General features: G+C 67.5%; 12 protein-coding genes. 1 reads left to right on the top strand and 11 read right to left on the bottom strand.

Annotated elements, in window-relative coordinates:
* Positions 1–15: 15 nt before the first annotated feature.
* The 8 genes from AU198_RS04835 to AU198_RS04800 form a co-directional block, all read right to left on the bottom strand.
* The gene (locus AU198_RS04835; protein WP_064346367.1) at positions 16–813 is read right to left on the bottom strand and encodes an SDR family NAD(P)-dependent oxidoreductase; all 798 of its coding nucleotides are present in this window, start codon (positions 811–813) and stop codon (positions 16–18) included.
* Positions 814–831: 18 nt separating this feature from the next.
* Entirely contained in the window at positions 832–1398 is a 567-nt protein-coding gene (locus AU198_RS04830; RefSeq protein ID WP_231744571.1) for a hypothetical protein, read from the bottom strand.
* 73 nt (positions 1399–1471) lie between these two features.
* Entirely contained in the window at positions 1472–2200 is a 729-nt protein-coding gene (locus AU198_RS04825; RefSeq protein ID WP_064346365.1) for a DUF72 domain-containing protein, read from the bottom strand.
* Positions 2201–2204: 4 nt separating this feature from the next.
* Complete coding sequence (locus AU198_RS04820; protein ID WP_064346364.1) at positions 2205–2852, bottom strand: hypothetical protein; 648 nt, start codon at positions 2850–2852, stop codon at positions 2205–2207.
* Entirely contained in the window at positions 2833–3204 is a 372-nt protein-coding gene (locus AU198_RS04815) for a TfoX/Sxy family protein (protein WP_064346418.1), read from the bottom strand. The genes AU198_RS04820 and AU198_RS04815 overlap by 20 nt, the downstream gene beginning before the upstream one ends.
* A 66-nt stretch (positions 3205–3270) precedes the next feature.
* Positions 3271–5592, bottom strand: a complete 2322-nt coding sequence (gene lon, locus AU198_RS04810; RefSeq protein ID WP_064346363.1) for an endopeptidase La — start codon at positions 5590–5592, stop codon at positions 3271–3273.
* Between the two features lie 159 nt (positions 5593–5751).
* Complete coding sequence (locus AU198_RS04805; RefSeq protein ID WP_064346362.1) at positions 5752–6756, bottom strand: esterase family protein; 1005 nt, start codon at positions 6754–6756, stop codon at positions 5752–5754.
* Positions 6757–6939: 183 nt separating this feature from the next.
* Positions 6940–8205: an alpha-hydroxy acid oxidase gene (locus AU198_RS04800; protein ID WP_064346417.1), complete on the bottom strand. Its 1266-nt coding sequence runs from the start codon at positions 8203–8205 to the stop codon at positions 6940–6942.
* A 76-nt stretch (positions 8206–8281) separates the two neighbouring features.
* Here AU198_RS04800 and AU198_RS04795 point away from each other — a divergent pair, with 76 nt between their 5' ends.
* Positions 8282–8743 (top strand): DUF1810 domain-containing protein, encoded by a 462-nt coding sequence (locus AU198_RS04795; protein ID WP_064346361.1) that lies wholly within the window; start codon positions 8282–8284, stop codon positions 8741–8743.
* Here the strand turns inward: AU198_RS04795 and AU198_RS04790 are convergent.
* From AU198_RS04790 to AU198_RS04780, 3 genes are read right to left on the bottom strand one after another with little or no spacing between them, the layout of a single operon-like run.
* A complete protein-coding gene (locus tag AU198_RS04790) occupies positions 8727–10031 on the bottom strand; it encodes an alpha-amylase family protein (protein ID WP_064346360.1) in 1305 nt (434 codons plus the stop codon). The genes AU198_RS04795 and AU198_RS04790 overlap by 17 nt on opposite strands.
* Positions 10028–10507: a nucleoside deaminase gene (locus AU198_RS04785; protein WP_064346359.1), complete on the bottom strand. Its 480-nt coding sequence runs from the start codon at positions 10505–10507 to the stop codon at positions 10028–10030. Before AU198_RS04785 ends, AU198_RS04790 begins: the two co-directional genes overlap by 4 nt.
* A 17-nt stretch (positions 10508–10524) precedes the next feature.
* Complete coding sequence (locus tag AU198_RS04780; protein ID WP_064346416.1) at positions 10525–12207, bottom strand: tetratricopeptide repeat protein; 1683 nt, start codon at positions 12205–12207, stop codon at positions 10525–10527.
* Positions 12208–12301: the final 94 nt, after the last annotated feature.

The following is a 12301-nucleotide window of genomic DNA, read 5'->3' as shown; positions in this document are numbered from 1 at the left end:
GCCGCATTACCGTAGTCAGTCGAGTTCTGCCAGCAGCGCCTCGACACGCTGACGAGCGGCCGGCGCGGCGCCCGGTCCGACCACGGCATGTACCCGCCCTGCCTCCACGGCAGCGATCGCGGCGTCGGCCACCACGGCGGGGCTGATCGCACCGCGCATCGCGTCGTCGTCGCGGTCGTTGGGAACGCTGACCGCTCCCGGCGGGGTCAGGCTCGCCGAGTTGGGTCCGAGGGGCGTGTCGACCATGCCCGGGCACAGCACGGTGGCCCCCAGGTCGGTTGACACGGAACGCAGTTCGATGTCGAGCGTCTCGGTGAGCCCGACGACGGCGTGCATGGTGGCGTTGTACGGCGCGAGGTGGGGTAGCGGAATGAGCCCGCCGGCCGACGCGGTGTTGAGGAAGTGCCCGCAGCGTTGCGCGATGAACTGCGGAGTGAAGGCCTTCACCCCGTGTACGACACCCATCAGCTTGACGTCGATCAACCACCGCCACGTCTCGATGCTCTGCTCCCACGTCGGCGTCTGCTCGCACACCACTCCGGCGTTGTTGCACACCAGGTCGACGCGTCCGAATCGGTCCAGGGTGTGCGCGGCCAGCGCGTCGACCTCGGCCACGTCACGCACGTCGACGCGCAGCCCGGTCACCGTCCCGGGGTGAGAGGACAGCGCCTCGATCGCTGGGGGTATCGCGTTCTCGCGGATGTCGGCGATCACCACGTCGACGCCGCGACGCGCCAGATGCGCGGCGAGCGCGAACCCGATTCCGCTGGTTCCGCCGGTGACGACGGCGACCTTTCCGGCCTCGATCCTCATGCGGGCCTGCCTTTCTCGCTACGGTGCGTTGGCCGGCACCTCGGTGTATCGCGGCGCAAAACCGTCGGGGGCGAAGGTGAATCCGTTGCCGGTCGCCTCGCTCATGCACGAGACACCGGCCTCCTGCACATTGCAGCGGAACCCGGCGACAGCCAGAATCCGATTGAACTCCAGCACCTTCGCGTCATCGAGGGCGAACTCGGCCTGTTCCATTGCGACGAAGCGGGGTTCACCGTTGCGCTCGATGACGATCGCGTTCGGCGCGACCTGCTCACCGCCGTCGTTGTCCACTGTGTCCGGTTCACCGGTGATGTTCATGGGGGACTGCGGTGAGGTGGCCGATTGGCAGCCGGCCACCTCACGCGGCACGACGGCACACGCCCAGCGTCCGCTCGGGGTGGTGAAGTAGTACACGGCCGACCCGGCCGGATGAGCGACGTAGTCGAATGCGTCCACCAGGTGCTTGTTCGGCGGTGGAGGAGCCGGTTCGGAGGTCGTCGAGGTCGGTGACGCCACGAACGGTTCGTCGGTGGTGACGATCCGCTCGCCCGAGCAGCCCGCGACCAGGATCGCGACCGCCGACATCAGACAAAGGACACGCATCTCGAGTCCTAAGCGTGCCGGAACCGGTTTTCGTCCGCGCAGCGGGGTGGTGGATTCAGCCGGCCAGCATCGCCTTGAGCGTTTGCGCGTTCCACACGGCGTGCCCACCCAGATCGTTGTTGAAGTAGACCAGTACCCGCCTGCCTTCGCTCTCCCACACCAGGATCCGCTCAGCCCAGCGCCGCAACGCGTCGTCGGGGTAGGAGCCCGCGTACATCGAATCCTGGTCGGGTCCGTGCATCCGGATGTAGACGAGCTCGCTGGTCGCTCGCGGAACACAGCGCAAGCCCGCACCGCTCATCACCACGTAGGCGGCGCCGTGCCGCTCCAGCAGGGCGTAGACGGCTGGGTCGTCCCATGACGCATGCCGCAACTCCATCGCCACCGGGATCCGATCGGGCATGAGCTTGAGGAAGTGCTCCAGGCGGGCGTCGTCGCGCTCCAACTCCGGGTGCAGTTGCACGAGCAACGCTTCGCTGCGGTCACCGAGCAGCTCCCAGCATCGGTCGAAGCGCTCGATCCACGGCTCCGGTTCCCGCAGCCGGCGGTAGTGCGTCAGTCCGCGCTGGGCCTTGACCGACATCGTGAACCCGTCGGGCAGCCGCTCCCGCCAGCCCGCGAACGCACCGTCCTTGGGCCAGCGGTAGAAGCTGGCGTTCAGTTCGACGGTGTCGAACTCCTCGACGTAGCGGGCCAGCCGTTTGGCGCTCGGCAATCCCGCCGGATACAGCACGTCCTTCCAATGGTCATACGACCACCCGGATGTGCCGACCCGGATCACCATCGCGTCATCCCCGCGCCATAACGGCGTCGCGCAGGTCGTCGTCGAGCGACACCTTGACCAAGGCGGCCGCGAGCGTTGCACAGTTGCGTGGTGCCAACGCGGCGAGCTCATCACTGTCGCTTGGCAATCCGAGCTCGCGCGCGGCGCTGATGGCCCGCGCGTCGAAATACGGGCGAACCCATGTCCAGGCGTCCTGCACCTCGCGCAGGAAGATGCCGGCGCCGGTGTCGCCGATTCCCTTGAACCCCTTGAGAGAACGCGTCAGCGCGGTCGCGTCGTGATCCGTTGTCCCGTGGAGATTGCGGAGGTCCCCGCCATATTCGGCGTCGACGGTCGTTGCGATATCGGTGAGCCTGGTCGCCGAGCTCTCGTCGTAGCGGACATAGTGGGCACGGCCGAATGCACGAATCATCTCGGCGCGCTCGGCATCGAGGACGGCCTTGGGGGTGCGCAGTCCCGCGCGGAACAACTCCCGCGCGGCGTCGACCGCGATGGAGGCGTCGATCGGTTTGCTCGACAGCATGCACAGGGTCAGTAGCTGAAAGAGCGGCATCGGCTTGTCCGCCAACCGAATACCGGCGTCTTCGGCGTAGGTCGTACCCGCCTCCTCGAGGAGGCGTTCGACCTGCTTCTTACGTGCTGCGGCGTCCACGTCGGCTGGCGTACCCGCGCTCTTTGGGGGGCAAACTCCTGGCGAAATCGACACCGCGGGTGACCCACGGCCGCAGCTGCCGCGTGGTCCTCACACCGTCGGCGCCGATGAGCAGCCACCCGCGCATCACACGGTCTGCCATCGTCATCGGCTCGACGAACCGGCGCGACAGCAACGTCGGGTACTCGTCGAGCGGCACCCGGACCATCAGACCGCCGGTCCCGCTGACGGCCACCGCCATATGGCCGTCGACCAGGAAGGCCAGCCCGCCGAACATCCGCCTCTCGTCGATACCGGGTTCGGTGCCGAGCAGTTCGCGGATGCGGTGCGCGAGGTCCTCGTCGTAGGCCACGTCTTCGACGGTAGCGCTCAGGGTCGTGATCCGTTGCCAGACCACGACCCTGAGCGCATCTTGGGGTCAGGCAGCCGCGGTGGCCGCCACCTCTGCGGGCTGCAGAGCCTGCTCGACGATGTCGGCGACATCGGTCATCGGCTTGACCTCCAGCGCGTCGAGCACGTCGGCCGGGACGTCATCCAGGTCGGGCTCGTTGCGCTGCGGAACGAAAACCGTTGACAGCCCGGCCCGTTGCGCCGCCAGCAACTTCTGCTTGACGCCGCCGATGGGCAGCACCCGACCGTTCAACGTGACCTCGCCGGTCATCCCGACGTCGGCACGAACCTGCCGGCCGGTGGCCATCGACACCAGCGCGGTCACCATCGTCACGCCCGCCGACGGACCGTCCTTCGGCACGGCGCCCGCGGGCACGTGCACGTGGATCCGGCGGTCCAGCGCCTTGGGGTCGACGCCCAACTGCGCGGCGTGCGAGCGCACGTAGGACAGCGCGATCTGCGCCGACTCCTTCATGACCTCGCCCAGCTGGCCGGTCAGTTGCAGCCCGGGCTCACCGTCGGTCGCCCCCGCCTCGATGTAGAGCACATCGCCGCCGAGGCCGGTGACCGCCAACCCGGTGGCCACGCCCGGCACCGCCGTGCGCTCGGCCGATTCCGGCAGGAAGCGCGGACGACCCAGGTACTCAACGAGATCCGGCTCGTCGACGGTGAGGCCGGTGATGTCGTCGGAAGCCAGCTTCGTGGTCACCTTGCGCAGCGCCTTGGCCAGCAGCCGCTCGAACTGACGCACCCCCGGCTCGCGGGTGTAGTCGGCGGCGATCTTGCGCAGCGCCGCCTCGGTCACGACCACCTCGTCCTCGGTCAGCGCCGCCCGCTCGCGCTGCCGGGGCAGCAGGAAGTCACGGGCGATGGCGACCTTGTCGTCCTCGGTGTAGCCGTCGATCTGCACCAGTTCCATGCGGTCCAGCAGGGCCGAGGGAATGTTCTCGATGACGTTGGCCGTCGCCAGGAACACCACGTCCGACAGGTCCAGATCGAGATCCAGGTAGTGGTCGCGGAACGTGTGGTTCTGCGCGGGGTCCAAGACCTCCAGCAGCGCCGCCGCGGGGTCCCCCCGGAAGTCGGAGCCGACCTTGTCGATCTCGTCGAGCAGCACGACGGGGTTCATCGAACCCGCCTCACCGACGGCACGCACGATGCGGCCGGGCAGCGCGCCGACGTAGGTGCGCCGGTGGCCTCGGATCTCGGCCTCGTCACGCACGCCGCCGAGGGCGACGCGAACGAACTTGCGGCCCAACGCCCGAGCGACGCTCTCACCCAGCGAGGTCTTGCCGACGCCGGGCGGACCGGCCAACACCATCACCGCACCCGAACCGCGGCCGCCGACGACCTGCAGCCCGCGCTGGGCGCGGCGCGCCCGCACGGCCAAGTACTCGACGATGCGGTCCTTGACGTCCTCGAGACCGTGGTGGTCGGCGTCCAGGATCTCGCGCGCCGCGTTCAGATCGGTCGAGTCCTCGGTGTGGACGTTCCACGGCAGGTCGAGCACGGTGTCCAACCAGGTGCGGATCCAGCCGCTCTCGGGGCTCTGGTCGCTGGCCCGTTCGAGCTTGCCCACCTCGCGCAGCGCGGCCTCACGCACCTTCTCGGGCAGGTCGGCGGCCTCGATGCGGGCCCGATAATCGTCGGAACCGTCGGGTTCGTCCTCGCCGAGTTCCTTGCGGATGGCGTTGAGCTGCTGGCGCAGCAGGAATTCCTTCTGGGTCTTCTCCATGCCCTCGCGCACGTCTTCGGCGATCTTCTCGGTGACCTCGACCTCGGCCAGCTGAGCTCCCGTCCACTCGATCAGCGCGCGCAACCGCTCGGCCACGTCCGGTGTCTCGAGCAGCTTCCGCTTCTGGACCTGGGTCAGGTACGACGCATACCCCGCGGTGTCGGCCAGCGCCGACGGGTCCGACAGCTGGTTGACGAAGTCGATGATCTGCCAGGCCTCGCGCCGCTGCAGCATTGCCAGCAGCAGCTTCTTGTACTCGGCCGCGAGCTGGTATGTCTCCTCGGTGGACTGGGTTTCCTCGACCTCGGTCACCTCGACCCACAGCGCCGCGCCGGGTCCGGTGGCGCCGGCGCCGATGTGCGCCCGGCTCTCGCCCCGCACCACCGCGGCGGGTCCGCCGACCATGCGTCCGATCTGCACGATCGAGGCAAGCACCCCGTGCGAGGGATAACGATCCTCGAGACGGGGAGCGATCAGCAGTTGTCCGGACTCGCTGGCGCGGGCGGCGTCGACCGCGGCGCGCGCGGCCTCGTCGAGTTCGATCGGCACGACCATCCCGGGCAGCACGATCGACTCGCTCGAGAACAAGACCGGAACTGTCTTGGCTTCAGCCATCAATCCTCCAAAGTTTGAGTCTGTTGCGCTCAACCTTTGGATGGACTGTTTTGTTCCCCCACGCGTCGCGCGGTGTTCGCGGCTACCCCGAACGGCAGGAAGCCTGCCGTTCGGGGGAAACGGCAGGCTCCCTGTTGTGGGTGGATCTATGCGCTGCGGTCAGGCGCTGGCCTGTGCACCCAGCACCCGCTGGATGTCAGGCTTCATCATCTCCAGCTGCTGACCCCAGTAGCCCCAGCTGTGAGTCCCCTGTGGCGGGAAGTTGAACACACCGTTGGTGCCACCCGCAGCGACGTAGTTGTCCTTGAAGGTGACATTGGTCCGCAACGTGAACCCTTCGAGGAACTGGGCCGCCATCAGGTTCTGGCCGGCCGTGCCGCCATCGAGATCCGACGGCGTACCCGTGCCGCAGTAGATCCAGATCCGGGTGTTGTTCGCGACCAGCTGGTTGATGTTGACCATCGGGTCGTTGCGCTTCCACGCCGGATCCGACGACGGACCCCACATGCTCTCGGCGTTGTACCCGCCGGCATCTTGCATCGCGAGGCCGATCAGCATCGGCCACCAGCCCTCGGACGGATTGAGGAAGCCCGACAGCGAGGCCGCGTAGATGAACTTCTGCGGGTGGTAGATCGCGTACGTCAGCGCGGTGCTGCCGGCCATCGAAATACCCACCACGGCATTGCCGTTCTGCGACACGCCCCTGTTGGCTTCCAGCCACGCCGGGAGCTCTTGGGTCAGGAACGTCTCCCACTTGTATGTGTAGTCCTGGCCGTTACCCCGCGACGGCTGGTACCAGTCGGTGTAGAAGCTGGACTGCCCGCCGACCGGCATGACGACCGAGAGCCCCGACTGGTAGTACCACTCGAAGGCGGGGGTGTTGATGTCCCAGCCGTTGAAATCGTCCTGGGCGCGCAGACCGTCGAGCAGATACACCGCATGCGGTCCACCGCCCTGGAACTGAACCCGGATGTTGCGGTTCATCGCGGGGGAGAACACGTCCAGATACTCGACGGGCAACCCGGGCCGCGAGAAGGCCCCGGCGGTGCCCGAACCCCCGGCGATGCCGATCAGTCCGGGCAGCGCCGCCACGGCGAACGCCACCACCGCCATTCGGCGAAACAGTTTTGTACCGGTACCCCGGCACCTCTCCAAAATTCTCATAACGGCAACCAACCCACCTTTCATCGCTTCCACAAGCAATTGCCGTTTGCTGTGCGTGGGTAATGAAACACGTACTCCTAGCGGGACTGTCGCCCCGACATGCGGTTGCCACATCGCGGTTGGCTAACGATTGCGACTCAGCGAGGACTCACGGACCCCGGAAACACACTGTGACCTGTGTGGTCAGAGTGACTGAGGAGATGTCCGCGCCGGGCCCGCCACGCCGGGCCGCAGCCGGTGCAACTGTGTGACGTGTCGCGGGCCAAGCTCGCTCAGCGACGTCACTCCGAGAAGCTGCATTGTCCGCCTGACCTGCTGCGAAAGGATCTCGACGGCCCGGTCGACGCCCGCTTCGCCGCCGGCCATGAGCCCGTAGAGGTAGGCGCGGCCCACCAGTACGAAGCGAGCACCCAGCGCGACTGCCGCGACGACGTCCGCGCCGGACATCACCCCGGTGTCGAGCAGAATCTCGGTGGTATCGCCCAGTTCGGCGGCGACACTCGGCAGCAGATGGAACGGCACCGGCGCGCGGTCGAGTTGGCGGCCACCGTGATTGGACAGCACGATGCCGTCGACCCCGAGTCCGGCCACGGCCCTGGCATCCTCGAGTGTCTGAATTCCCTTGACGACCAACTTGTTCGGCCACTGTTCTTTGATCCACACCAGATCGTCGAAGTTCACCGTGGGGTCGAACATGGAGTCGAGATACTCGGCCACCGTGCCCGGCCATCGGTCCAGCGAGGCGAACGACAGCGGCTCGGTGGTGAGCAGGTCGAACCACCACCGCGGACGGGGAACGGCATCGAGCACCGTGCGCAGCGTCAGCGTCGGCGGGATCGACATGCCGTTGCGGGTGTCGCGGTGGCGGGCCCCTGCGACCGGCACGTCGACGGTGGCGAGCAGCGTGTCGTAACCCGCGGCGGCGGCTCGTTCGACGAGTGCCATCGAGCGGTCCCGGTCCTTCCACATGTACAGCTGAAACCAGTTGCGGCCGTCCGGGTTGGCCGCCTTGACGTCTTCGATCGAGGCGGTGCCCAGCGTCGAGAGCGCGAACGGGATGCCGGCTCGCGCGGCGGCGCGGGCACCCGCGATCTCGCCCTCGGTGTGCATCAGTCGGGTGAAGCCGGTCGGCGCGATGCCGAACGGTTGCGCGACAGGCCCACCGAGCACCGTTGCGCTGGTATCGACACTCGAAACGTCGCGCAAGATCGTGGGATGAAACTCGATGTCGCGGAACGCTTGTCGCGCACGGGCCAGCGACAGTTCCTCCTCGGCGGCACCTTCGGTGTAGTCGAATGCCGCCTTCGGGGTCCGCCGCTTGGCGATTCGGCGCAGGTCCTCGATCGTCAGCGCCGCCGCCAGCCTGCGCTGCGTCGCGTTCAGCTGCGGCTTCTTGAACTGCAGCAGCGGCGCCAGCTCCCGCGGACGCGGGATGCGGCGGCGTGTCACGTTTGCGTCCCTGTCGGACTGCCGCTGGTAGTCGTCATTGAATCGCACAGGTTAGCTTGTCAGACTGGCCGATGACATGGCTAAAGACAGATCGGCATCCGGCGACCCCTTCGACCTGCAGCGCTTCGTCGACGCCCAGGAACGCGTGTACGGCGCGGTGCTCGACGAACTGCGCGCCGGCCGTAAACGCAGCCACTGGATCTGGTTTGTGTTCCCCCAGCTGCGTGGGCTGGGGAGGAGCCCGACGGCGCAGCGGTACGGGATCGGTTCCCTCGCCGAAGCCCGGGCGTACCTGGCCCATGACGTGCTGGGAGCGCGCCTGCGGGAGTGTGCCGATCTGGTCGCCCGTAGTGAACAGCCTTCGGCCGATGACTTGTTCGGGTGGCCGGACAACCTCAAGGTGCGCTCGTCGATGACGTTGTTCAGCCACGCCGCCGACGACCCCGACGACGAGGCGCTCTTCGGCCGCGTGCTGACGAAGTACTACGACGGCGAGCCGGATCCGCTGACCGTCGAGCTACTCAGCGCACAGCGATGATCAGCCAGCCGTGGGGCCCGACCTCGTAGGTGCTGACGACCTCGGACGGCGGCGCGCCCGAGCCGGCCAGGACTTCACCCCGATCGAACCCCAGGCGGGGCAACGAGATCGCGAGCGGGCCCTCATCGATGTTGAGCGCGACGATCAGCGACTCGGATCCGGCACGGCTCTGATAGACGTACTGGCGGTTGGTCAGCAGCAGCGGCGACGTGCGTGCCGTGTGCAGCCACGCGTGGCGTCGGCGCAACCCGATCAGGAACTTGTGCAACCGGAACACATCGGCGCCGTGTTCGTCGACGTCGAGCGGGGGAGTCGCGAACGCGGGCCGCACCGCGTCGTCGCCGCCGAAGCGTTCCTCTTTGATACCCCGAAAGGCGAACTCGTCCCCGGCGTAGACGCTGGGCGTACCACCGGTCGTCATCTGCAACACCAAGGCATGCTCGAGGTGGCGGATGTCGTCGAGTCGGCTGGCGATTCTGGTGACATCGTGGTTGCCGAGGAAGGTCGTGGGCACGAAGGTGTCCAGAAATTCGTTGTGCCGCAGCAGCGCCCAATCCAGCTCGTGGAAGTTGCCGTCGTTGAGCGCGCTCCAGGTCGCCTTCCACAGTTCGTACTGGGTCACCGAGTCGAAGCCCGACGATCGCACTCGTTGCGCGTAATCGCCGTGGATGATCTCGGCAAGGAAGTACGCATCGGGAAACTGCTCGCGAACGCGCGGGAGGACCCGGGCCCAGAACCGGTCGGCGACCGCGTAGGCGGCGTCGAGGCGCCAGCCGTCAGCGCCGCGCCGCAGCCAGTGCGTCATCACGTCGACGACGTAGTCGGCCACCGCCGGGTTGTCATGGTCCAACGCCACAAGGTCACCGTGTCCCTCGAACACGTCGACGCGCTCGCCTCGAGTGCGGAGCCATTCGGTGCGGGCGAAATCCGTTCCGACATGGTTGAAGACGCCGTCGAGCAGAATCCGGAGCCCGCGCCGGCGCGCCTCGCCGATCAGCGTGTCGAAGTCGTCGTCGTCCCCGAGTCGCGGGTCGATGCGGAGATGGTCGGTGGTGTCGTATCCGTGGGTGCGTGAGGAGAAGACCGGCCCCAGCGCGAGTCCTGACGCCCCGAGTTCGATCGCGTGGTCGAGCCAGTCGACGATGCGCAGCAGCCGGTGCTCGTCCGGGCCCGGGGGCGGGTCGGCGGGATGCGCGCCGACGAAACCCAGCGGGTAGACGTGCCACCAGATGACGTGCTCGACCCAGCCCGGTTCGAAGACGGCCGCGGTGTGCGAGGAATCCGTCACGGCCGGAACTTCGCTTCGTAGAGGGTCTTCATCGCCTCGGTGAACTGCTCGGCGGGCCCGTCCACCTCGACACCCGGCGCGATGGTGGCGATCGGCAGCGACACCACCGGCGGGGGCGGCGCACCCCATTCGGTGAGCCATCGGGTCAACTGCTCGGACGACGCCGCGTACACGATGCGGCCGAGCCCCACCCAGGCGTGGGCGGCCGAACACATCGGGCAGTGCTCACCGGAGGTGTACACGGTCGCGGCGGCCCGCGCGTCGGGGGTCAGGTTAGCGGCCGCCCAGCGGGCGATCGCGAACTCCGGGTGGCGCGTGTGGTCCCCGTCCTTGACGCGGTTGCGGTCCTCGAACAGCGTGCGGCCCGCGTCGTCCACGAGAAGGGAGCCGAACGGCTCGTCACCGTCATCGAGCGCTTCTCGCGCCAGCTCTACGCAGCGGCCGAGGCGGGCGAGATCGTCATCGCTGATGGCCACATGTCGGAGTCTACGGATCAGTGGCAGCAGTCCGGGGGAACGTCCAGCCGGCAGGCACAGGAGGCGCGGACCGGGACGTCGGCGCGCGCCACAGCCAGGGTGAGCTGTTGACCGATGATCGACGCCTCGGCGTCACGGCCCAGCCGCTGCAGGCATTCGTGATAGCCGTGCAGGCTCCACACGTTGTTCGGATGCTGGCACGGCCGGGGCAGCGTGGGATCGAGCCCGAGGTCGGTGGCATAGACCGCGGCGGCCTCCTGGACGCGACCCTGTTCGAGCAGCAGGGCGCCGTAGGCGTGGCGAGTCGGCTGCATCCAGCCCCAGGGTTCGTCGTAGGGCAGCGCGTCGTCGAGTTCGATCGCTCGGAGCAGATGCGCAAAGGCAGTGTCGTAATCCTCTGCTCGGTAAGCGATCTCACCGTCGAGCATCTCGCGGGCGATGGCCAGGATGTCGATCACGGTGTTGTTGAACAGATATCGGCTCTCGGGTATGCGGCCGTAGGCTTCGGTGAACGCCGCGCGCTCGGCGCGGGCTTGTTCGAGGTTGCCGGTGGCGGCGTGCGCGACACCGCGCCCGTAGTGGATGGTCGCCACAGTGCTGCAGTACAACTGCCGATCATCGGGCAGGGGTTGGGATATCAGGTCGTCCCAGCGGCCGAACCTCACCATCACATGGGTGCGCAGCGGCACGAACGCCTCCAGCCAGTCGGCCATCGGCGGAGACTCGATCGCCAGCAGCTCGGGGCTCAGCTGGGCGGCCAGCTCATCGGCGGCGGCGAACGCGGCGCGTGAATTGCCTTCGAACATCGCTGAATACACCACAAAGTGCAGGTTGTGTGCCCGGTACAGGGAGTAGAAGTTCAGCGGACCCTGGCGTTCGACGAACCGGCGATCCACCTGTATGGCCACCTGATTGGCCACGACCGAGTCGCGGTAGTTGCCGCACAGCACGTCTATGTGGCTCGGCATGTGCTGCAGGTGCCCGGCGTCGGGCACCAGATCGCGCAGCAGGTCGGCAGCGGGCAGCGCATCCTGCGGGGACGCAGACATCTCCATCGTGTGCACGTAGAGGTGCAGGATCCCGGGATGCGCGCGGCCCGCCCCGGTCGCCAGTGCATCGTCGAGGATCCGTTTGGCCGCCACTACACGCGAGCCCGGTGCGGGTTCACCGGTTCTGGTGTCCCACAACGCCCATGCCGTCACATTCACCAGCGCATCGGCGGCAAGGGCCTGCACATCGACGTCGTCGGGATAGGCCTGCGCCAGCGCTGTCATCGTGTCGGCATAGTGTGCGCCACCGGCTTCGAGCGCCTCGGTGTCGTCCGGATCGTCGGTGGGAAAGCGGGTCTGCAGCGCTGCGATCAGGCCGCGCTCAACCGGTGATGCGCGATGGTCGGCGGCCAGTTGCAGCTCCATTTTGGCGCGTGCCAGCGATGCGGCCGCATCGACGGGATCGAAGGCGTCCCAACCCTTGTTGTAGTTCGGTCCGATCGCGTACGCAATGCCCCAACGTGCGATCCCCAATCCCGGATCCAGTTCCAGTGCCCGCTCGAAGCAGCGGATGGCCTCCTCGTGGTTGAACGCGTAACACCACACCATCCCGCGGTCGAACCACAGCTGCGCCTGGGGCGACGGGCTGTCGATCGGCCGGTGATACGACCCGAGGTCGTAGTAGGTCTCGTCGCCGAGCGAGATGCTCATGAACGGCACGATAATTCACCCGAACAGCGGCCGCGAGGGTTGCGAGCAGACTCCGCCGCGGCCTCGCGGGGACTCAGCGCACACCCTGGTACGG

The sequence above is a fragment of the Mycobacterium sp. GA-1199 genome, assembly GCF_001500045.1.
Lineage (GTDB): Bacteria > Actinomycetota > Actinomycetes > Mycobacteriales > Mycobacteriaceae > Mycobacterium.
The sequence above is the reverse complement of the archived record's forward strand: the minus strand, read 5'-3'. Positions and strand labels throughout refer to the sequence as shown.

Bases quoted from the DNA above. Each gene is read 5' to 3' on its own strand.
- AU198_RS04835 (WP_064346367.1), bottom strand. From the start codon at position 813: ATGAGGATCGAGGCCGGAAAGGTCGCCGTCGTCACCGGCGGAACCAGC.
- AU198_RS04830 (WP_231744571.1), bottom strand. From the start codon at position 1,398: ATGTCGGCGGTCGCGATCCTGGTCGCGGGCTGCTCGGGCGAGCGGATC.
- AU198_RS04825 (WP_064346365.1), bottom strand. From the start codon at position 2,200: ATGGTGATCCGGGTCGGCACATCCGGGTGGTCGTATGACCATTGGAAG.
- lon (WP_064346363.1), bottom strand. From the start codon at position 5,592: ATGGCTGAAGCCAAGACAGTTCCGGTCTTGTTCTCGAGCGAGTCGATC.
- AU198_RS04805 (WP_064346362.1), bottom strand. From the start codon at position 6,756: ATGAGAATTTTGGAGAGGTGCCGGGGTACCGGTACAAAACTGTTTCGC.
- AU198_RS04795 (WP_064346361.1), top strand. From the start codon at position 8,282: ATGGCTAAAGACAGATCGGCATCCGGCGACCCCTTCGACCTGCAGCGC.
- AU198_RS04780 (WP_064346416.1), bottom strand. From the start codon at position 12,207: ATGAGCATCTCGCTCGGCGACGAGACCTACTACGACCTCGGGTCGTAT.